The organism is Mesorhizobium sp. CA15, from assembly GCF_020165215.1.
GTDB lineage: Bacteria > Pseudomonadota > Alphaproteobacteria > Rhizobiales > Rhizobiaceae > Mesorhizobium.
In genome coordinates this window covers 167180-187918 of sequence record NZ_JAIUHQ010000011.1, presented here as the reverse complement: position 1 = coordinate 187918, position 20739 = coordinate 167180, and the positions used below count along the sequence as shown (strand labels likewise).

Annotated in this window: 18 protein-coding genes and 1 riboswitch; of the genes, 1 reads left to right on the top strand and 17 read right to left on the bottom strand. The window is 63.5% G+C overall.

Annotated elements, in window-relative coordinates; all coding sequences use genetic code 11:
• The 17 genes from LB515_RS18885 to LB515_RS18805 form a co-directional block, all read right to left on the bottom strand.
• Positions 1-1621, bottom strand: a 1621-nt coding sequence (locus LB515_RS18885) for a ribonuclease J (protein WP_224708601.1), incomplete at its 3' end; no start/stop codon positions are given.
• A gap of 96 nt (positions 1622-1717) precedes the next feature.
• Entirely contained in the window at positions 1718-2539 is an 822-nt protein-coding gene (locus tag LB515_RS18880; RefSeq protein WP_140839945.1) for a biotin--[acetyl-CoA-carboxylase] ligase, read from the bottom strand.
• 4 nt (positions 2540-2543) lie between these two features.
• Positions 2544-3980, bottom strand: a complete 1437-nt coding sequence (nuoN, locus tag LB515_RS18875; RefSeq protein WP_224708600.1) for an NADH-quinone oxidoreductase subunit NuoN — start codon at positions 3978-3980, stop codon at positions 2544-2546.
• A gap of 14 nt (positions 3981-3994) precedes the next feature.
• Entirely contained in the window at positions 3995-5500 is a 1506-nt protein-coding gene (locus LB515_RS18870) for an NADH-quinone oxidoreductase subunit M (RefSeq protein WP_095764868.1), read from the bottom strand.
• Positions 5500-7473, bottom strand: a complete 1974-nt coding sequence (gene nuoL / locus LB515_RS18865) for an NADH-quinone oxidoreductase subunit L (RefSeq protein WP_224708599.1) — start codon at positions 7471-7473, stop codon at positions 5500-5502. Before nuoL ends, LB515_RS18870 begins: the two co-directional genes overlap by 1 nt.
• 11 nt (positions 7474-7484) lie before the next feature.
• On the bottom strand, positions 7485-7793 hold the full coding sequence (gene nuoK, locus LB515_RS18860) for an NADH-quinone oxidoreductase subunit NuoK (RefSeq protein ID WP_027168992.1): 309 nt from the start codon (positions 7791-7793) through the stop codon (positions 7485-7487).
• Between the two features lies 1 nt (position 7794).
• Positions 7795-8415 (bottom strand): NADH-quinone oxidoreductase subunit J, encoded by a 621-nt coding sequence (locus LB515_RS18855; protein WP_140724960.1) that lies wholly within the window; start codon positions 8413-8415, stop codon positions 7795-7797.
• Between the two features lie 228 nt (positions 8416-8643).
• Entirely contained in the window at positions 8644-9135 is a 492-nt protein-coding gene (nuoI, locus tag LB515_RS18850; RefSeq protein ID WP_095764866.1) for an NADH-quinone oxidoreductase subunit NuoI, read from the bottom strand.
• Positions 9135-10178, bottom strand: a complete 1044-nt coding sequence (gene nuoH / locus LB515_RS18845; protein ID WP_095764865.1) for an NADH-quinone oxidoreductase subunit NuoH — start codon at positions 10176-10178, stop codon at positions 9135-9137. Before nuoH ends, nuoI begins: the two co-directional genes overlap by 1 nt.
• Before the next feature lie 2 nt (positions 10179-10180).
• On the bottom strand, positions 10181-12262 hold the full coding sequence (gene nuoG / locus LB515_RS18840) for an NADH-quinone oxidoreductase subunit NuoG (RefSeq protein WP_224636080.1): 2082 nt from the start codon (positions 12260-12262) through the stop codon (positions 10181-10183).
• 74 nt (positions 12263-12336) lie between these two features.
• On the bottom strand, positions 12337-13020 hold the full coding sequence (locus LB515_RS18835) for an NADH-ubiquinone dehydrogenase (RefSeq protein WP_224708598.1): 684 nt from the start codon (positions 13018-13020) through the stop codon (positions 12337-12339).
• A gap of 75 nt (positions 13021-13095) precedes the next feature.
• Positions 13096-14400, bottom strand: coding sequence for an NADH-quinone oxidoreductase subunit NuoF (gene nuoF, locus LB515_RS18830; protein WP_224708597.1), 1305 nt, complete (start codon positions 14398-14400; stop codon positions 13096-13098).
• Between the two features lie 10 nt (positions 14401-14410).
• Positions 14411-15733, bottom strand: coding sequence for an NADH-quinone oxidoreductase subunit E (locus LB515_RS18825; RefSeq protein WP_224708596.1), 1323 nt, complete (start codon positions 15731-15733; stop codon positions 14411-14413).
• A complete protein-coding gene (locus LB515_RS18820; RefSeq protein WP_095764860.1) occupies positions 15734-16924 on the bottom strand; it encodes an NADH-quinone oxidoreductase subunit D in 1191 nt (396 codons plus the stop codon).
• A gap of 8 nt (positions 16925-16932) precedes the next feature.
• Positions 16933-17535, bottom strand: coding sequence for an NADH-quinone oxidoreductase subunit C (locus LB515_RS18815; protein WP_095764859.1), 603 nt, complete (start codon positions 17533-17535; stop codon positions 16933-16935).
• A gap of 4 nt (positions 17536-17539) precedes the next feature.
• Positions 17540-18121 (bottom strand): NuoB/complex I 20 kDa subunit family protein, encoded by a 582-nt coding sequence (locus LB515_RS18810; protein WP_224522765.1) that lies wholly within the window; start codon positions 18119-18121, stop codon positions 17540-17542.
• The gene (locus LB515_RS18805; protein ID WP_042643187.1) at positions 18112-18477 is read right to left on the bottom strand and encodes an NADH-quinone oxidoreductase subunit A; all 366 of its coding nucleotides are present in this window, start codon (positions 18475-18477) and stop codon (positions 18112-18114) included. Before LB515_RS18805 ends, LB515_RS18810 begins: the two co-directional genes overlap by 10 nt.
• A 334-nt stretch (positions 18478-18811) precedes the next feature.
• Between LB515_RS18805 and LB515_RS18800 the strand changes: the two genes are divergently transcribed.
• A complete protein-coding gene (locus tag LB515_RS18800) occupies positions 18812-20011 on the top strand; it encodes a winged helix-turn-helix domain-containing protein (protein WP_224522766.1) in 1200 nt (399 codons plus the stop codon).
• Positions 20012-20520: 509 nt separating this feature from the next.
• Positions 20521-20724, top strand: a riboswitch (cobalamin riboswitch).
• Positions 20725-20739 lie beyond the last annotated feature (15 nt).

The following is a 20739-nucleotide window of genomic DNA, read 5'->3' as shown; positions in this document are numbered from 1 at the left end:
GGGGGGCGCGGGGCCCGGGGGGGCGCACCGCCTCCTGGACCAGGTCGAGGTCTTTTCGGCGCTGACGCGGAATGGAGTCCACCGCGCCGATTGCCGCATCGAGCATCAGGTCCTCCAGTGTCTCGCCGCGGGCATCCGCTTCGGCGACGCCGATCGCCACAAGGTCGGGGTCGCCGGCAAGCTCATATTTGTCGTCGAGCACGACATTGACCGCGACATGCCCGGCGAAGGAAAGCTTGCGGCGGTCGCGTATGCCCATCGCCTGGTCGGTGCCGATCAGCGAGCCATCCTTGTAGAGCCGCCCGAACGGCACCTGGTCGATGATCGTCGCCGGCCCTGGCCAGAGCCTCAGCATGTCGCCGTCGCGCACCTGCGCCACCTGGCCGATGCCCGACATCGACATCAGCGAGCCCTGCGCCACCAGATGCGCCGCCTCGCCATGCACGGGAACGCCGATCTGCGGCCGCACCCATTCATACATCTTGCGCAATTCGCTGCGGCGCGGGTGGCCGGAGACATGCACCAACGCGTCGCCGTCCTCGATGATCTTCATGCCGAGATCGATCAGCCGGTTCTTGATCTCGAGAATTCCCTTTTCGTTGCCGGGAATGGTGCGCGAGGAAAACACCACCGTGTCGCCGGCCGTCAGCGCCACCGACTTCATCTCGTCGCGTGAAAGCTTTGCCAGCGCCGCCAGCGGCTCGCCCTGGCTGCCGGTGCAGATGATCACCAGGTTCTCGCGCGGGATATAGCCATAGTCCTCCTCGGCGATGAACTCCGGCAGCCCGTCCATGTAGCCGAGCTCGCCCGCCACATCGATAACACGCTTCAGCGATCGGCCGAGCACAAGGCATTGCCGGCCGGCATCGCGTGCCGCCTTGGCGATCGAGACGATACGCCCGACATTGGAGGAGAAGGTCGTGACCGCGACGCGCCCCTTCGCGCTCTCAATGACACCCTTGAGGCCTTCGCCGACAGCGACTTCCGACGGCGACTCCCCTTCCCTCAGCGCGTTGGTGGAATCGCAGATCAGCGCCAGCACGCCCTTGTCGCCATAGGCGCGGAAGCGTGCCTCGTCGGTCTTCGGGCCGATCGTCGGCGCCGGGTCTATCTTCCAGTCGCCGGTGTGGATGACGATCCCGGCGGGCGTGGTGATCGCCAGCGACATCGGCTCGGGAATCGAATGCGCCACGGGAATGGCCTCGATCTCGAAAGGTCCGATGGTGAATTTCTCACCGCCCCGGTAGATCGACGCCGGTATCTTCTGCGCGCCCTGCTCGCCCTGTCGCTTGGCCTCGAGCAGGCCGGCGGTGAACGGCGTCATCCAGACCGGGACTTTAAGCTTCGGCCAGATATCGAGCAGCGCCCCGTAATGATCCTCATGCGCATGGGTGATGACGATGCCGCGCAGGCCGTCGATATTCTCCTCGATGAAGCGCGTATCGGGCAGGATGAGATCAACGCCGGGATGTGCCGAGTCCGGAAAGGTGACGCCGACATCGACGATGATCCATTCGCGCGCATCGGCGGGCCCATAGCCGTAAAGGGCGAAGTTCATGCCGATCTCGCCGACGCCGCCCAGCGGCGCGAAGACGAGCTCGGCGTTTTCCTTATTCGCCATCAATTCTTTCCTTCCTGGCCGCTTTGGCCAAGCCGTTGGCGCAAACCCGGGAAAAGCGTGTCACGGCTTTCCGTACGGAATTGCACAAAAACAAAATTATACCCGGGCCGAGGCGACCGCGCCGAAATGCACGTCGCCGGCCGCGATCGTCAAAACCGATCCCTCATCGTCGCGGATCACGAAACGGCAGTCCTCGTCAATGGTTTCGAAGACGCCGCGCACCACATTGCCGTCAATTCTGACAGCAACCTCACCGCCGAGCCCTGCCGCGCGGGCAAGCCAGCGCTTTCTGATGGCATCGAGCCCGCGCCCGTCATCCCACAGCCTGGCATTCTCGCTCCAGGCATCCGAAAGCGCCAGGAACAGCATTTCGGCATCGCATGTGGCGCCCAGCGCCCGCAGCGACGTCGCCGGATAAGGCAAATCTTCGGGGTAAGCCACGACATTGACGCCGATACCGATGGCGACGGCAAAGCGGCCGCCCTCGAGCATCGCCGATTCCAACAGGATGCCAGCAAGCTTGGCGCCCGACGCCAGCACGTCGTTCGGCCATTTCAATTCGAAGCGGTTGCGGCCCTGGCTCGCGCCGTCGACGGCGACGGCGATCCGGCCCTTCGGCACGACGGCGTCGAGAGCGTCGGCCAGCGCAAGCCCCGCGACGAAGCCGAGCGTCGCGGCAAGCCGGAGCTCGCCACCCGGAACCAGAAGCAGCGTCGCCGCGAGATTGCCTTCGGGCGTTGCCCAGACACGGCCGCGGCGGCCGCGGCCGCTTTCCTGCTTCTTCGAAACGACCCAGAGCTTGCCGGGATCGCCGGCGCGCGCGTGTTCCAGCGCCAGCGCATTGGTCGAGCCGACGCTGTCATGCGCCTCGAGCCGGAACCCCTCCGACGCCGCGGTTGGAGCCAGCCGAAACGCCATCCCGTCAGAAGAAGGTCTTGGCGGCGGCTTCGGCATAGCTGCCGATCGGCCCGCCGATCAGCACATAGAATAGCACGAAGGCGCCGCTGACGCCGAGCACGAGGCGTAGCTCGCTGGCCATCGGCACGAAGCCGCCGACCGGCTCGTCGAACCACATGATCTTGATGATGCGCAGGTAATAATAGGCGCCCACCACCGAGGCCAGCACGCCGATGATCGCCAGCGCGTAGAGATGCGCGTTGATGGCGGCGAGGAACACGTACCACTTCCCCCAGAAGCCGGCGAGCGGCGGAATGCCGGCCAGCGAGAACATCAGGACGGTGAGGATGGTGGCCATGATCGGGTTGGTCGAGGCGAGACCGGAAAGATCGCTGATCTGCTCGACATTGCCTTCCTTGCGCCGCATGGCGAGGATGAAGGCGAAGGTTCCCAGCGTCATCACCAGATAGATCAGCATGTAGATGGCGACGCCGCGCACGCCGGCCTGGCTGTTGGCGGCAAGGCCGACCAGCGCATAGCCCATATGGCCGATCGAGGAATAGGCCATCAGGCGCTTGATGTTGGTCTGGCCGATGGCCGCGAAGGCGCCAAGCGCCATCGAGGCGATCGAGATGAAGACGACGATCTGCTGCCAGTCCGAGGCGATCGGCTTGAAGGCGCCCATGGTGACGCGCACGATCAGCGCCATCGCCGCCATCTTCGGGGCGGCTGCCAGGAAGGCGGTGATCGGCGTCGGCGCGCCCTCATAGACGTCCGGCGTCCACATGTGGAACGGCACGGCCGAGATCTTGAAGGCGAGGCCTGCCAGCACGAACACCAGGCCGAAGACGAGGCCGAGCTGGCGCTCGCCGCTGCCAAGCGCCGTCGCGATTTCCTGGAAACCGGTATTGCCGGTGTAGCCGTAAACGAGGCTGATGCCGTAGAGCAGCATGCCCGACGACAGCGCGCCGAGAACGAAGTATTTCAGGCCGGCTTCGGTCGAGCGCAGATTGTCGCGGTTGATCGCCGCCAGCACATAGATCGCCAGCGACTGCAGCTCGAGCCCGAGATAAAGCCCTATCATGCCGTTGGCCGAGATCATCAACAGCATGCCCAGCGTGCAGAGCAGCACCAGCACCGGGAATTCGAACTTGTCGAAATGTTCCTGGCGCGCGAAGCGCATCGACATGATGAGCGTCACCGCCGATCCGATCAGCGCCAGCATCTTCATGAAGGCGCTGAAGGAATCCTGCACGAAGGCGCCGCCATAAGCAGCGCCTTGCGTGCCGGAGAAGCCAAGCCACAGTGCGGCCACCACCAGCACGAGGACGGCCAGGCCGGTCACGGTCATGGTGTTGTTGGAGCGCGAATAGGCCCCGATCATCAGGAGCGCCAGCGCGCCGACGGCGAGGATCAGTTCCGGCGTCGAGAGCGAAAGGCTGGAGAGAAGGTCCGGCGTCATGGTCTATTCCCCAGTCAGTTCGCCGCCGCGGTCTGCGCGGAATTGATGGATGCGGTGACGTTGGTGACGAGCGTCTTGACCGATTGGGCCGTCGCGTCGAACACCGGCGCCGGATAAACGCCGAAGAAGATGACCAGCACCACCAGCGGATAGACGATCGCCTTCTCGCGCGGCGAAAGGTCGAGCAGGTTCTTCAGGCTGTCCTTGCTCAGCGCGCCGAAGATCACCCGGCGATATAGCCACAGCGCGTAGGCCGCCGACAGGATGACGCCGGTGGCGGCGAAGAACGCCACCCAGGTGTTGACCTTGAACACGCCGAGCATGGTCAGGAACTCGCCGATGAAGCCGCTGGTGCCGGGAAGGCCGACATTGGCCATGGTGAAGATCATGAACACGGTGGCGTATTTCGGCATGTTGTTGACGAGACCGCCATAGGCGTCGATCTCGCGCGTATGCATGCGGTCGTAGATGACGCCGACGCACAGGAACAGCGCGCCCGAGACGAGGCCGTGGCTGAGCATCTGGAAGATCGCGCCCTGCACGCCTTCCTGGTTCATCGCGAAGATGCCCATGGTGACGAAGCCCATATGAGCGACCGACGAATAGGCGATCAGCTTCTTCATGTCCTCCTGCATCAGCGCCACCAGCGAGGTGTAGATGATGGCGACGACCGAGAGCGTGAACACCAGCGGCGCGAACATCGCCGACGCCTCCGGGAACATCGGCAGCGAGAAGCGCAGGAAGCCGTACCCGCCCATCTTCAGCAGGATGCCGGCCAGGATGACGGAGCCCGCGGTCGGCGCCTCGACGTGGGCGTCGGGCAGCCAGGTATGCACCGGCCACATCGGCATCTTCACTGCGAAGGAGGCGAAGAAGGCAAGCCACAGCCAGGTCTGCATGTTGGCCGGGAAATTATGCGTCAGAAGCGTCGGAATGTCGGTAGTGCCCGACTGGAAGAACATCGCCATGATGGCGAGCAGCATCAGCACCGAGCCGGCGAGCGTGTAGAGGAAGAACTTGAACGAGGCATAGACGCGCCGCTTGCCACCCCAGACGCCGATAATGATGAACATCGGAATCAGGCCGGCCTCGAAGAAGACGTAGAACAGGACGATGTCGAGCGCGCAGAACACGCCGATCATAAGCGTCTCGAGGATCAGGAAGGCGATCATATAGGCCTTGACCCGCTTCTCGATCGCATCCCAGGAGGCCAGTATGCAAAGCGGCATCAGGAAGGTGGTCAGGATGACGAACAGCATCGAGATGCCGTCGACGCCCATGTGGTAGGAAATGCCCGAATCCAGCCAGGCGTGCTTCTCGACAAACTGGAAGCCGGCCTGCGAATTGTCGAAGCCCGTCCAGATGAACAGCGAGATGACGAAGGTGAACGCCGTCGTGATGAATGCGATCGCGCGGATGTTGCGGCGCGCGTTTTCGCTGTCGTCGCTGATGAACAGGATGAGCAGAACACCAACCAGAGGCAGGAAGGTGACCAGCGAGAGGATTGGCCAGTCGGTCATCAGAGCATCATCCAGGTGACGAGAGCGGCCACGCCGATCAGCATGGCGAAGGCATAGTGATAGAGATAGCCGGTCTGCAGCTTGACGACCCTGTTGGTGACGTCGACGACGCGCGCCGAGATGCCGTCGGGGCCGAGGCCGTCAATGACGGCGCCGTCTCCGGTCTTCCACAGGAACCTGCCGAGGCGCTTCGCCGGCCGCACGAACAGGAAGTCGTAGAGCTCGTCGAAATACCACTTGTTGAGCAGGAACGCATAAAGCAGGCGATGATTGGCGGCGACGCTTCGGGGAAGTTCCGGCGAGCGGATATAGAATTTCCAGGCCACCGCGAGGCCGATCAGCATGGCGACGAACGGGGCGAGCTCTACCCAGAGCGGCAATTCGTGGATCTCATGCAGGATGTGGTTTTCCGGCAGCGTGAACAGCGAAGCCTTCCAGAATTCGGCGTAACCCTCGCCGATGAAGGCGCCGTGGAAGATGATACCGGCAAACAGCGCGCCGGCGGCCAGCACATAGAGCGGCACCAGCATCACCGGCGGCGATTCGTGGACATGGTGCATGACCTCGTGGCTGGCGCGCGGCTCGCCGTGGAAGGTCATGAAGATCAGCCGCCAGGAATAGAAGCTGGTGAAGCAGGCGGCGACCACTAGCAGGATAAAGGCGAAGCCGGCGACCGCATTGTGGCTGGCGAACGAGGTCGCGATGATGGCGTCCTTGGAGAAGAAGCCGGCGGTGCCGATCACCGTTGCCGGAATGCCGACGCCGGTCAGCGCCAGCGTGCCGACGATCATCATCCAATAGGTCGCCGGGATGAGCCTGCGCAGGCCGCCCATCTTGCGCATGTCCTGCTCGTCGGACACGGCATGGATGACCGAGCCGGAGCCGAGGAACAGCAGCGCCTTGAAGAAGGCGTGCGTGAAAAGGTGGAAGATCGCCGCGCCATAAGCGCCGACGCCTAGCGCCACGAACATGTAGCCGAGCTGCGAGCAGGTCGAATAGGCGATGACGCGCTTGATGTCGTTCTGGACGAGGCCGACGGTCGCCGCGAAGAAGGCGGTGAATGCGCCGATGAAAGTGACGACGGTCAGCGCCGAATGCGACAGCTCGAACAGCGGCGAAAGCCTCGCCAGCATGAACACGCCGGCGGTCACCATGGTCGCCGCGTGGATGAGCGCGGAGACCGGCGTCGGGCCTTCCATCGCGTCCGGCAGCCAAGTGTGCAGCGGCACCTGCGCCGACTTGCCCATGGCGCCCATGAAGAGCAGCAGGCAGACCACCGTCAGCGCCGTCTGCTTGTCGAGCGCTTGGCCGAGGAAGGTGAGCACGGCAGCACCCGTCGGCGCGCCTTCGGCCGGCAGGAAGGATGCGGCATTGGCGAACACGGTGCTCAGATTGACCGAGCCGAACAGCACGAACACGCCGAAGATGCCGAGCGCGAAGCCGAAGTCGCCGACGCGGTTGACGACGAAAGCCTTGATGGCGGCGGCATTGGCCGACGGCTTCTTGTACCAGAAGCCGATCAAGAGATACGAGGCGAGGCCGACGCCCTCCCAGCCGAAGAACATCTGGATGAGATTGTCGGCCGTCACCAGCATCAGCATCGCGAAGGTGAACAGCGACAGATAGGCGAAGAAACGCGGCCGGTTCGGATCGTAGTGCATGTAGCCGATCGAGTAGATGTGGACCAGCGCCGACACGGTGTTGACGACGACCAGCATAACCACCGTCAGCGTATCGATCCTGAGCGCCCAGGAAGCGTCGATGCCGCCCGACTGGATCCAGCGCAGCACCGGCACGGTGAACACCTCGCCATGGCCGAAGCCGACGGTGAAGAAGGCAACCCACGACAGCACCGCCGCGATCACCAGGAGGCCGGAGGTGATGTATTCGGAAGCCTTGGCGCCGAGCGAATTGCCGAACAGGCCGACAATCAGGAAGCCGAGCAGCGGAAGGAAGACGATAGCCTGATACATGATGGTTCCCGTCAACCCTTCATCGCGCTCACGTCTTCGACCGCGATCGAGCCGCGGTTGCGGAAGAAGACGACAAGAATGGCAAGTCCGATCGCGGCTTCAGCGGCTGCGACCGTCAGCACGAACAGGGCAAAGACCTGTCCGACAAGGTCATGCAGCGCCGCCGAGAAAGCGACGAAGTTGATGTTGACCGCAAGCAGGATGAGCTCGATCGACATCAGGATGACGATGATGTTGCGGCGGTTCAGGAAGATGCCGAACACGCCGAGCGTGAACAGGATCGCCGATACCGTCAGGTAGTGTGCAATGCCGACGACCATCTCAGATGCCCTCGCCCGATTTGACCTTGCGGATTTCCATGCCCGTCGCCGGCGTGCGGGCGACCTGCGCGGCGATCGACTGCCGCTTGACGCCTTCCTTATGGCGCAGCGTCAAGACGATGGCGCCGATCATGGCGACCAGCAGCACAAGGCCGGAAATCTGGAAATAATAGAGGTAGTCCGTGTAGAGGATGTCGCCGAGCGCCGCCGTGTTGGAGCGCGTGGCGAGATCCGGCGTCGCCTTGGCGACCGTCGAGGCGAGCTGCGGCGCAAATGTGTAGCCGCCGAGCACTATGATCAGCTCGGCCGCCAGGATCAGCCCGACCAGCGCGCCGATCGGCGCGTATTGCAGCGCGCCCTCTTTCATCTCGGCGAAGTCGACGTCGAGCATCATGACGACGAACAGGAACAGCACCATAACCGCGCCGACATAGACGACCAGCAGGATCATCGCCAGGAACTCGGCGCCGGTCAGCATGAACAGACCCGCGGCGTTGAAGAAGGTGAGGATCAGGAAGAGCACCGAATGCACGGGGTTGCGCGACGAAATGACCATGAAGGCCGACGCCACGGCGATAAAGGCGAAGAGGTAGAAAAAGGCCGCCTCTAGTCCACTCAGCATGGGTTCCCCCGGGTTCCAAATTCCGACTCCGACCCGCCTCCGGTTCGAAACCGCGTGTTCCTTAGACGGACGACGTTGCGCCGTCCACTTTCTTGTTCCTTCTCCCCGTTTACGGGGAGAAGGTGGCCCGAAGGGCCGGATAAGGGGTACGCCAAGTTTCCAGACGCTGGCGCCGCCCCTCATCTGCCTGCCGGCATCTTCTCCCGTAAACAGGGAGAAGCCCGCTAATCACCTATACGGCGCATCCAGCGCGATGTTGCGCGCCAGCTCCCGCTCCCAGCGATCGCCGTTCGCGAGCAGCTTTTCCTTGTTGTAGTAGAGCTCCTCGCGCGTCTCGGTCGCGAATTCGAAATTGGGCCCTTCGACGATGGCGTCGACCGGGCAGGCTTCCTGGCAGAAGCCGCAATAGATGCACTTCACCATGTCGATGTCGTAGCGCACGGTGCGGCGCGTGCCGTCATTGCGGCGCGGGCCGGCCTCGATGGTGATGGCCTGCGCCGGACAGATCGCCTCGCAAAGCTTGCAGGCGATGCAGCGTTCCTCGCCGTTCGGATAGCGGCGCAGCGCATGCTCGCCGCGGAAGCGTGGGCTGATCGGCCCCTTCTCATGCGGATAGTTGATCGTTTCCTTCGGCGCGAAGAATTGGCGCATCGACAGGAAGAAGGCGCTGACGAAATCCTTCAGCAGCAGCGATTTTGCGGCCTGGGCCAGAGCGGACATCACGCAAACCCCGTGATCTTGAGGAAGGCCGCGGTGGCGACGACCATGAACAGCGAAATCGGCAGGAACACCTTCCAGCCCAGCCGCATCAGCTGGTCGTAGCGGTAGCGCGGCACAAAAGCCTTCACCATCGAGAACATGAAGAACATCAGGCAGATCTTCAGCACGAACCAGATCACCCCAGGTATCCAGGTGAAGGGCGCGAAGTTGAACGGCGGCAGCCAGCCGCCGAGGAACAGGATGGTCGCCAGCGCGCACATCAGCACGACGGCGACATACTCGCCGAGGAAGAACAGCAGGAACGGCGTCGACGAATATTCGACCATGTGGCCGGCGACGAGTTCCGATTCCGCTTCCACCAGGTCGAAGGGCGGGCGGTTCGTCTCGGCAAGCGCGGAAATGAAGAACACCACGAACATCGGCAACAGCGACAGCCAGTGCCAGTCGAGGAAGGTGTTGGGCAGGCCAAGCCGCGTGCCGAGACCGTCCTGCTGCGACATGACGATGTCGGAGAGGTTGAGCGAGCCGACGGTGAGCAACACGGTGACGATGACGAAGCCGATCGAGACTTCGTAGGACACCATCTGCGCGGCCGAGCGCAACGCGCCGAGGAACGGATATTTCGAGTTGGACGCCCAGCCGCCCATGATCACGCCATAGACCTCGAGCGAGGAGATGGCGAAGACATAAAGGATGCCGACATTGATGTTGGCGATCGCCCAGCCCTCATTGACCGGAATGACAGCCCAGGCCGAAATCGCCAGCACCGCCGAGACCAGCGGCGCCAGAAGGAACACGCCCTTGTTGGCGCCCGACGGGATCACCGGCTCCTTGAAGACGAATTTCAGAAGGTCGGCAAAGGCCTGCAGCGTTCCCCATGGACCGACGACGTTCGGCCCACGCCGCAATTGCACCGCCGCCCAGATCTTGCGGTCGGCATAAAGCAGATAGGCGACGCCGATCAAAAGCACGACGATCAGCACGACCGACTTCAACAGGATCAGCAGCGTCGGCAGCACGTAGAAGGAGAAGAAGGTGTCCATGCTTATTCCGCCGCCTGCTTGAAGCCGCTCTTGGCCAGCGCCGAGCATTCGGCCATCACGGCCGACGCCCGCGCGATCGGGTTGGTGAGATAAAAATCCTTCACCGGCGAGGTGAACGTGCCCTTGTTAAGCCGGCCGCCGAGCTTCGCCACCTTGGCGATGTCGTCGCCGCTGCCCGCTTGCACCTGGTCGATGCGGGCGAGATGCGGGAATTCGCCATAGAGCTTGGCACGCAGCTGCGCCAGCGAATCGAAGGGCAGCTTCTTGCCGAGCACGTCGGAGAGCGCCCGCAGGATCGCCCAGTCCTCGCGCGCCTCGCCAGGGGCGAAGCCGGCGCGGTTGGTCTGCTGCACGCGGCCTTCCGTGTTGACATAGGTGCCCGACTTCTCGGTGTAGGCCGCGGCCGGCAGGATGACATTGGCGCGGTGCGCGCCGGCATCGCCATGCGTGCCGATATAGACGACGAAGGCGCCGCCGGTCTTGGCCATGTCGATCTCGTCGGCGCCGAGCAGGAAGAGCACATCGGTCTCGCCCAGCATGCCGGCGACGTTCTTGCCGCCCTCGCCCGGCACGAAGCCGACATCGAGGCCGCCGACTCTTGCCGCTGCGTTGTGCAGCACCGCAAAGCCGTTCCACTCGGCCGTGACCGCGTTGACGGCAGCCGCGAGCCTGGCTGCCTGGCCGAGTACGGCCGCGCCGTCGGTGCGCGCCAGCGCGCCCTGGCCCACGATGATCAGCGGATGCGTGGCCTTGCTCAGCACCTCGAAGAACTTGCCGTTGCCGTCGGCAAGGTCCTTGAGCGATTCCGGGCCGGCGCCGATCAGCTCATAGTCGTAGCGTGTGTCGCCGATCTCGCCGATGACGCCGACCGGCAGATTGCCGACGCGCCAGCGCTTGCGGATGCGAGCGTTGAGCACCGAGGCCTCGAAGCGCGGATTGGCGCCGATGATCAGCACCGCATCGGCCTGCTCGATGCCTTCGATGGTCGGGTTGAAGATATAGCTGGCGCGGCCGAGTGACGGATCGAGCGCTGCGCCATCCTGGCGGCAGTCGATGTTCTTCGAGCCGAGCGCGGCCATCAGCAGCTTGAGCGCGTAGATTTCCTCGACCGCGGCGAGATCGCCGGCGATGGCGCCGATCCGCTCGGGTGCGGTCTTTGCAACCTCGTCCTTGATCGCGGCGAAGGCTTCCGCCCAGCTTGCCGAAACGAGCCTGCCGTTCTTGCGCACGTAAGGGCGGTCTAGGCGCTGCGTGCGCAGGCCGTCCCAGATGAAGCGGGTCTTGTCGGAGATCCACTCCTCGTTCACCGCCTCGTTGACGCGCGGCAGGATGCGCATCACCTCGCGACCGCGGCTGTCGACGCGGATCGCCGAGCCGACTGCGTCCATGACGTCGATCGATTCCGTCTTGGTCAGTTCCCACGGCCGCGCCTGGAAGGCGAACGGCTTCGAGGTCAGCGCGCCGACCGGGCACAGATCGATGACGTTGCCCTGCAGCTCCGACGTCATCGCCTGTTCGAGATAGGTGGTGATCTCGGCATCCTCGCCGCGGCCGATCAGGCCGAGCTCGGAAATGCCGGCAACCTCGGTGGTGAAGCGGACGCAGCGCGTGCAATGGATGCAGCGGTTCATCACCGTCTTGACCAGCGGGCCTATATACTTGTCCTCGACCGCGCGCTTGTTCTCATGATAGCGCGAGGAATCGACGCCAAAGGCCATCGCCTGGTCCTGCAGGTCGCATTCGCCGCCCTGGTCGCAGATCGGGCAATCGAGCGGATGATTGATCAACAGGAATTCCATCACGCCTTCGCGGGCCTTCTTGACCATCGGCGTGTTGGTGAAGATTTCCGGCGGCTCGCCATTCGGGCCGGGACGCAGGTCGCGCACGCCCATGGCGCAGGAGGCCTGTGGCTTGGGCGGACCGCCCTTCACCTCGATCAGGCACATGCGGCAATTGCCGGCGATCGACAGGCGCTCGTGGAAGCAGAAGCGCGGCACTTCCGCGCCGGCGTCCTCGGCCGCCTGCAGCAGCGTGTAATGGTCGGGTACCGTGATCTCTTTCCCGTCGACCTTTAGCTTTGCCATTCGCCTCAAACCTCTGCGGATGTCCCGCAATCTATCCTTCCGGGCGCGACTGAAGCCGCGCCCGGCATTTCAATTCACTTCTTCGCGGCGAGCGCCGCGGCCTGGGCAGTCCAGTTGTCGCGGCCGATACGGCCGGCGAGCGACAGGTAATCTTCCACCCAGGCGATCTCTTCCGACGTCCAGGCAGCGATCTGGCCATAGGTCCAGATGCCGAGACCGTTGAGCACCTTTTCCAGCTTCGGTCCGATACCCGAAATCGCCTTCAGGTCCGACGGTGTCGCCGGCTTGTCGACGGCCTTAGGCTGCCTGAAATCCTCGGGCATCAGTCCCGTTGCGGCCGGTTGGGCGACAATATCGGCCCCGGTCGCGTCGAGCGCCTTCTCGGTCGCGTTCGCCGCTATGTCGGTCACGTCCTGGGCGAAGGTCTGCGCCCTGGCGATCAACGTCTCGGTCGCCTTGCGCGCCTTGGACGCGTTGGCGGCCGCTTCGTGCTGCGCCTCGAGATCGTCGAGGAAGGGCTGGAACATGCGCTGCGAAGCCTCCAGCGCGCCGGTGAACGCGCCCATCCACATGCCGACGGCGTGGTTGGCCAGACCGATGCTGAGCGCCGACATCGCGGCGGCGCCCGCGACTGGATGCGCCAGAAGGTTGACGGCGCTGGCCATCTCCTTCGGCATCATCTTGGTCAGGTCCTGGTTCATCTTCTCGAGTTGGTCCAAATCAGGCACGAACGGATAGGGTATCGAATACGGCGCCATAGAGATCTCCTGGTCGTTTCTTCGTATGCCCGCCCCAGTTTTTCAGTCTTCGGGCCAAGCCCGTATTTCGTAGTCTTATTCCGCCGCCACCATCACCGGCTCGACCCGGTGCGCGTTGTGCGAAAACTCGTCGATGCGGCGTTCCACCTCGCCGCGGAAATGCCGCATCAGGCCCTGGATCGGCCAGGCGGCCGCATCGCCCAGCGCGCAAATTGTGTGGCCCTCGACCTGCTTGGTGACGTCGAGCAGCATGTCGATCTCGCGCTTCTGCGCCTCGCCGCGCACCAGCCGCTCCATCACCCGCCACATCCAGCCGGTGCCTTCGCGGCACGGCGTGCACTGGCCGCAGCTCTCATGCTTGTAGAAGTAGGACAGCCTGGCGATCGCCTTCACGATATCCGTCGACTTGTCCATGACGATGACGGCCGCCGTGCCGAGGCCGGATTTCAGGTCGCGCAGCGCGTCGAAATCCATCGGCGCATCGATGATCTGCTCGGCCGGCACCAGCGGCACTGAAGCGCCGCCCGGAATGACCGCGAGCAGATTGTCCCAGCCGCCGCGGATGCCGCCGCAATGCGTCTCGATCAGCTCGCGGAACGGGATCGACATCGCTTCTTCGAAAGTGCACGGATTGTTGACGTGGCCGGACACGCAGAACAGCTTGGTGCCGGCATTGTTCGGGCGGCCGAAGGACGAGAACCAAGCGGCGCCCCGGCGCAGGATGGTGGGCGCCACCGCGATCGATTCGACGTTGTTGACGGTGGTCGGGCAGCCATAGAGGCCGACATTGGCCGGGAATGGCGGCTTCAGCCGCGGCTGGCCCTTCTTGCCTTCCAGGCTTTCGAGCAGCGCCGTCTCCTCGCCGCAGATATAGGCGCCGGCGCCATGATGCATGTAGATGTCGAAGTCGTAGCCGGATGTGTTGTTCTTGCCGATCAGCTTGGCCGCGTAAGCCTCGTCGATGGCGCGCTGCAGCGCCTCACGCTCGCGGATGAACTCGCCGCGCACATAGATGTAGGCGGCGATCGCGCCCATGGCGAAGCCGGCGACCAGCGCGCCCTCGACCAGCGTGTGCGGATCGTTGCGCAGGATATCGCGGTCCTTGCAGGTGCCGGGCTCGGATTCGTCGGCGTTGATGACGAGATAGCTCGGCCGTCCGTCGCTCTGCTTGGGCATGAACGACCACTTCAACCCCGTCGGGAAGCCGGCGCCGCCACGGCCGCGCAGGCCCGACGCCTTCATCTCGTTGATGATCCAGTCGCGCCCCTTGGCGACGAGGCCTGGCGTGTCGTCCCAGATGCCGCGCGACTGCGCGCCGGCCAGCGACTTGTCGAACAGGCCGTAGATGTTGGTGAAGATGCGGTCTTTGTCCTGAAGCATTTGTCGTCCCTCAGACCGGCTTCTTGCCGAAGACGCGGATGTATTCGGCGACGCCACCCTTGGCGAGCGCCTTGGCCTGCTTCACCCAGTCGTCGCGCTCGATGCGGCCGCGGAAATTGAGATAGCCGTCGACCCATTCGCGCTCGGCCTTCTTCCAGGCGGCGACCTGCGCGAAGGTGTAGATGCCCAGCGAATGCAGGGTGCCTTCGATCTTCGGGCCGACGCCTGAGATCAGCTTGAGATCGTCGACCATTGCCGGGCGCTCGATGCCGGCCGGCCGGTTCTTGTCATCGAGCGAAGGCTTCGTCGTCTTGGCGACAGGCTGCTTGGTTTCCGGCGCCTTGAAAGCGGTGACCGGCTCGGCCTTGGTCTTCGGCCCGCTGCGCGGCTTTGAAACCGCCTCGACTTCCGGAGCGGCCTGGTTGGCGTTGGCGGCCGAATGGCGCGGCGCCCTGACGCTGGCGCCATTCTCGGTGGCCGGGGCGACCTTGACCGGCGACGGCGTGTTGAGCGCCGGGCTGGTTTCAGCCGCATGGGTCTTCGGCTTGCTGGATTTTGACGGTCCAATCGGGCCAGAGGCGGCCGTAGCCGGCGCCGAAGCTGCCGGCGCAGCGGGTGCCGGGGCTGCGGCGGGAGTTGCATGCGGCGCCGACGCGAGAGCTTCCTTGGCGGCTTTCGCCGCCGCCCTGGCTTCCTTGTCGCGCGTCGACTTCAGGATCGCCTTTTCGCTGGTCAGCGTCGTCAGCCCGGTAGCCGGCTCGGACCCGTGGCGGCCGTTCTGCGGGCCAGGCTTCACCTCGGCGCCCTTGCCGGCGTCGTAGAGATCGATGATCTCGGCCAGCCGCTCGGGCGTCAGGTCCTCGAAAGTGTCCTTGAAGATCATGACCATCGGCGCGTTGACGCAGGCGCCGAGGCATTCGACCTCCTCCCACGACAGCGTGCCCTTGTCGTTGGTGTGGAACTGGTCGTGATGGATTTTCGACCGGCACACATCCATCAGCGCTTCCGAGCCGCGCAGCATGCAGGGCGTGGTGCCGCAGACCTGGATATGCGCGCGCGTGCCGACCGGATTGAGCTGGTACTGCGTATAGAAAGTCGCGACTTCGAGGCCACGGATGCGCGGCATGCCGAGCATGTCCGAGATCGTCTCGATCGCCGCCTTGGTGACCCAGCCTTCCTGCTCCTGCGCGATCATCAGCAACGGGATGATCGCCGACTGCTCGCGCCCCTTCGGGTATTTGGCGATCCACTGCTGGGCGGCCGCCGCGTTCGCCTCGTTGAAGGCGAAGGTGGCAGGCTGGAGGCTGGCTTCTGCAAGACGGCGGACTGACATTTAGCGATCGACCTCACCAAACACGATGTCGAGGGAGCCAAGCACGGCGGTGACGTCGGCCAGCATGTGGCCGCGGCACAGGAAATCCATGGCTTGCAGATGCGCGAAACCGGGCGCGCGCAGCTTGCAGCGATAGGGCTTGTTGGTGCCGTCGGAGACCAGGTAGACGCCAAATTCGCCCTTCGGTGCCTCGACGGCCGCATAGACCTCGCCGGCCGGCACGCGGTAGCCCTCGGTATAGAGCTTGAAGTGATGGATCAGCGCTTCCATCGAGCGCTTCATCGCGGCGCGCTTCGGCGGCACGACCTTGCCGTCGAGGTTCGACACGGGGCCGGCGCTTTCCTTGCCGAGCAGCAGATCGACGCACTGGCGCATGATCTTCGCCGACTGGCGCATCTCTTCCATGCGCACAAGGTAACGGTCGTAGCAGTCGCCGTTCTTGCCGATCGGGATGTCGAAATCCATCTCGGAATAGCATTCATAGGGCTGCGATTTGCGCAGGTCCCAGGCGGCGCCCGAGCCGCGCACCATCACGCCAGAAAAGCCCCACGCCCAGGCGTCGGCCAGCGACACCGTGCCGATATCGACATTGCGCTGCTTGAAGATGCGGTTGCCGGTCAAGAGCGCGTCGAGATCGTCGATCGACTTCAGGAACGGGTCGATCCACTTGCCGATGTCCTCGACGAGCTTCTGCGGCAGGTCCTGGTGAACGCCGCCCGGCCGGAAATAGGCCGCATGCATGCGCGAACCCGAGGCGCGCTCGTAAAACACCATTAGCTTTTCGCGTTCGACGAAGCCCCAAAGCGGCGGCGTCAGCGCGCCGACGTCCATGGCCTGCGTCGTCACATTCAAGATGTGCGACATGATGCGGCCCATCTCGGAATAGAGCACGCGGATCAGCTGACCGCGCTTCGGCACCTCGATGCCGAGCAGGCGCTCGGCCGCGAGCGCAAAGGCATGCTCCTGGTTCATCGGCGCGCAATAGTCGAGCCGGTCGAGATAGGGCACGGCCTGCAGATAGGTCTTGGCCTCGATCAGCTTCTCGGTGCCGCGATGCAGCAGACCGATATGCGGATCGACGCGGTCGACCACCTCGCCGTCCAGCTCCAGCACCAGGCGCAAAACGCCATGCGCCGCAGGATGCTGCGGGCCGAAGTTGATGTTGAAGTTGCGGACGGAGGTTTCAGCCATGGGTCGCCCTACTGTTTCGCCTTCTCATCCCCGGGAAGCACGTAATCCGTTCCTTCCCACGGGCTCAAGAAGTCGAAATTTCTGAATTCCTGCTTCAATTCCACCGGCTCGTAGATCACCCGCTTGGCCTCGTCGTCGTAGCGCACCTCGACGAAACCGGTCAGCGGGAAATCCTTGCGCAGCGGATGCCCCTCGAAACCATAGTCGGTGAGAATGCGGCGCAGGTCCGGATGGCCCGAGAACAGCACGCCGTAAAGGTCGTAGGTCTCGCGCTCGAACCAGTCGGCACCCGGATAGACGCCGGTCAGCGACGGCACCAGCGTCTCCTCGTCGGCCTGGACCTTGAGCCTGATGCGGACATTCTGCTTCGGCGACAATAGGTGATAGACGACGTCGAAGCGCCTGGCGCGCGACGGGTAGTCCGCTCCGCAGACATCGATGATCGAGATGAACTGGCAGCGCGGATCGTCGCGCAGGAAGGTCGCGACCTCGATCAGGTTGCCCGGTTCAACCGAAACCGTGAGCTCACCATAGGCAAGCACGGCTTCGCCGATGCGGCCGGAGAGCTTCTCGCCGAGATAGGTGGAGAGTTCGTTCAACGCCAGGGTCATCGGCTCACCGTTCGATCGTGCCGGTGCGGCGGATCTTCTTCTGCAGAAGGAGAATGCCGTAGAGCAGCGCCTCCGCGCTCGGCGGGCAGCCGGGCACATAAATGTCGACCGGCACGACGCGGTCGCAGCCGCGCACCACCGAATAGGAATAGTGGTAGTAGCCGCCGCCATTGGCGCAGGAGCCCATCGAGATGACGTAGCGCGGCTCCGGCATCTGGTCGTAGACCTTGCGCAGCGCCGGCGCCATCTTGTTGGTCAGCGTGCCGGCGACGATCATAATGTCGGACTGGCGCGGCGACGCGCGCGGCGCGACGCCGAAACGCTCCGAGTCATAGCGCGGCATCGAGGTGTGGATCATCTCGACCGCGCAGCAGGCGAGGCCGAAGGTCATGAACATCAGCGAGCCGCTGCGCGCCCAGGTGATCAGCGCCTCGGTCGAGGTGACGAGAAAACCCTTGTCGGCCAGCTCATTGTTGATTTCGAGGAAGAAGGGATCGTCCTCCCCCACCGGCCTGCCGGTGTTGGGGTCGATGATGCCCTTGGACTTCGGCGCGACGAGGGTGCCTGAACTGTCGTTCAATCCCATTCCAGCGCTCCTTTTTTCCATTCATAGGCAAAGCCGATGGTCAACACCGCCAGGAACACCATCATCGACCAGAAGCCGAGCATGCCAAGCTTCGAGAAGGACACCGCCCACGGGAACAGGAAGGCGACCTCGAGATCGAAGATGATGAACAGGATCGACACCAGGTAGAAGCGGATGTCGAACTTCATGCGGGCGTCGTCGAACGAGTTGAACCCGCATTCATAGGCGGAAAGCTTTTCCGGGTCGGGATTGCGGTAGGCCACAAGGAACGGAGCGATGATGAGCGCCAGACCGACGATCATCGCCACGGCGATGAACAGCACGATAGGCAGGTACGAACTTAGGAGTGCGCTCATGCGGCGACTTTCCTTCGGCGGGGGCAGTTCATTTTGATTACAGCAACGAACTCTAATGCGGAAGCGTGACAGATTAACCGCTGAACCGTTTTAAGGGGCCCATGCTGCAACGCGGCGAGGGTTAGCGCAGCGGTTTCGGTGACGCAAGTCAAACGTTGTTCAAATCGCGGCTCTGGACGCCTTATCGGAAGAAACTGGTCCGATCCGCTCCTGTTTGATTTCCTTCAGTTTTTACTCCAGTTTTCTCTCCTGACATATCTACCGCCATTTGCCTGCTAGCATGACAGGAATCACCGGCTAAAAATCCAACGGACGATCGGGGCAAGGACACCTGATGAAGGACAAGATTTCGCTGGCCATGGCGAGGCGCGTCGCGCTCGGCGCGCAAGGGTTCAACGACCCTAGGCCCAGTGGTGTTCCGGATCGCCGCCACCTTGCGCGGGTACTTTCGCGAACCGGCCTTCTGCAGATCGATTCCGTGAGCGCGGTGGTGCGCGCGCATTACATGCCGCTCTATTCGCGCCTCGGCCCCTACCCGCTTACGCTGCTCGACAATGCCGCGGTCACCCGCAAGCGCGCCGTTTTCGAATACTGGGCGCATGAGGCATCGTTCCTGCCCGTCGAGACCTATCCTTTGATGCGCTGGCGCATGCAGCGCGCCGAGCAGGGCGACGAGATGTATCTCGGCCTGGCGAAATGGGGTCGTGAACGCAAGGAAATGATCGACGAGATATATAGAGAGGTCGCCGATCGCGGTCCGATCGCCGCGTCCGACATCGAAGGCCACAAGGGCAATGGCGGCTGGTGGGGCTGGAGCGAGGCCAAGCACGCTTTCGAATGGCTGTTCTGGGCCGGGCGCATCACCACGGCCTACCGCCGCGGCTTCGAACGCTATTACGACCTGCCCGAGCGCGTTTTGCCGCAGGCGGTGCTCGACCTTCCCATTCCCTCGGTCGAGGACGCGCATCGCGAGTTGCTGCGCATTTCCGCCCGCGCCCATGGCATCGCCACCTATGGCGACCTGCGCGACTATTTTCGTCTCGCGCCGGGCGACACGAAGGATCGCATCGAGGAACTGGTCGAAGCCGGCGAATTGCTGCCGGTGAAGGTCGAAGGTTGGGACAAGACCGCCTATCTCCACAAGGACGCCCGTTTCCCGCGCCGGATAGAAGCGCGCGCCCTGCTCGCCCCTTTCGATCCCGTCGTCTTCGAACGCACCAGGACGGAGAAACTCTTCGATTTCCGCTACCGCATCGAGATCTACACGCCGGCCGAGAAACGCCAATATGGCTACTACGTGCTGCCCTTCCTGCTCGGCGACCGGATCGTCGCCCGCGTCGATCTGAAAGCTGACCGCCCGGCCAGCATCTTGCGCGTCCACGCCGCCTACGCCGAGGCCGGCGCCCCGCCCGAAACGGCCGCCCAGCTCTTCGACGAGTTGAAGCAGATGCAGGGCTGGCTCGGCCTGGAGGCGATCGAAGTGACGCCGGCCGGCGACCTCGGGCCGGCGCTGGCCGACATCGCGGTGTCGTAGCTGCGCGTTGACAGGGAGAGTGAACAAAAATAGAACATCCCAACTGTGGTTAGGATCGGTTGCGATGGTTTTCAGGCGCTCGATATGTCTGGTCTTGGCCTACCTGACCTTAGCGTCGCCATCATATGCGACAGGTGCTTACCGAGAGGAATGGGTAGAGGTCACGCGTCCAGTCATTTTCTGTGGCGGCCACATTGCACCCGGTATGCAGCCAAAAGAAGTGACGGCGCTTCTTCTGCGGTGGTTGGAGTTTGGAACGATCGACAAGCAGATCGCAGGCGCCTGTGGCTTATTGCCGGTAGGGCAGCGCTATATAATAGTTCATGAGCCGAAGTTCGACGCCAATCGCTTCGTCTTGATGTGGGAACCGGTTTGCCAGCACGGCTGTTCGTTAAGTATGGCGCCCGTGGCCTCACCGCCTCGCAAACTTGTGGGTCCATACCTCAAACCCATAAAGCCGCCAAAAGGCTGGTACTAAGCCAGTCGTTGACTCCAGCCCCCTGAACCCTCTAAATCCTGACCCAGACGGTCTTCTCCCGGCAAAGGGAGGAGCCAAGAGGGAATGCGGTGCGGGCCAACACCCAAATCCGCGGCTGTCCCCGCAACTGTAAGCGACGAGCCTCTGCCGAAAACCACTGGGATGTTCCCGGGAAGGCGGCATTCAGGGTGACGACCCGCGAGCCAGGAGACCTGCCGTCTGAGACTTTAAGTATCCGAATGCCCGGCGG

Bases quoted from the DNA above. Each gene is read 5' to 3' on its own strand.
- LB515_RS18880 (WP_140839945.1), bottom strand. From the start codon at position 2,539: ATGGCGTTTCGGCTGGCTCCAACCGCGGCGTCGGAGGGGTTCCGGCTC.
- nuoN (WP_224708600.1), bottom strand. From the start codon at position 3,980: ATGACGCCGGACCTTCTCTCCAGCCTTTCGCTCTCGACGCCGGAACTG.
- LB515_RS18870 (WP_095764868.1), bottom strand. From the start codon at position 5,500: ATGACCGACTGGCCAATCCTCTCGCTGGTCACCTTCCTGCCTCTGGTT.
- nuoL (WP_224708599.1), bottom strand. From the start codon at position 7,473: ATGTATCAGGCTATCGTCTTCCTTCCGCTGCTCGGCTTCCTGATTGTC.
- nuoK (WP_027168992.1), bottom strand. From the start codon at position 7,793: ATGGTCGTCGGCATTGCACACTACCTGACGGTATCGGCGATCCTGTTC.
- LB515_RS18855 (WP_140724960.1), bottom strand. From the start codon at position 8,415: ATGCTGAGTGGACTAGAGGCGGCCTTTTTCTACCTCTTCGCCTTTATC.
- nuoI (WP_095764866.1), bottom strand. From the start codon at position 9,135: ATGTCCGCTCTGGCCCAGGCCGCAAAATCGCTGCTGCTGAAGGATTTC.
- nuoH (WP_095764865.1), bottom strand. From the start codon at position 10,178: ATGGACACCTTCTTCTCCTTCTACGTGCTGCCGACGCTGCTGATCCTG.
- nuoG (WP_224636080.1), bottom strand. From the start codon at position 12,262: ATGGCAAAGCTAAAGGTCGACGGGAAAGAGATCACGGTACCCGACCAT.
- LB515_RS18835 (WP_224708598.1), bottom strand. From the start codon at position 13,020: ATGGCGCCGTATTCGATACCCTATCCGTTCGTGCCTGATTTGGACCAA.
- nuoF (WP_224708597.1), bottom strand. From the start codon at position 14,400: ATGCTTCAGGACAAAGACCGCATCTTCACCAACATCTACGGCCTGTTC.
- LB515_RS18825 (WP_224708596.1), bottom strand. From the start codon at position 15,733: ATGTCAGTCCGCCGTCTTGCAGAAGCCAGCCTCCAGCCTGCCACCTTC.
- LB515_RS18820 (WP_095764860.1), bottom strand. From the start codon at position 16,924: ATGGCTGAAACCTCCGTCCGCAACTTCAACATCAACTTCGGCCCGCAG.
- LB515_RS18815 (WP_095764859.1), bottom strand. From the start codon at position 17,535: ATGACCCTGGCGTTGAACGAACTCTCCACCTATCTCGGCGAGAAGCTC.
- LB515_RS18810 (WP_224522765.1), bottom strand. From the start codon at position 18,121: ATGGGATTGAACGACAGTTCAGGCACCCTCGTCGCGCCGAAGTCCAAG.
- LB515_RS18805 (WP_042643187.1), bottom strand. From the start codon at position 18,477: ATGAGCGCACTCCTAAGTTCGTACCTGCCTATCGTGCTGTTCATCGCC.
- LB515_RS18800 (WP_224522766.1), top strand. From the start codon at position 18,812: ATGAAGGACAAGATTTCGCTGGCCATGGCGAGGCGCGTCGCGCTCGGC.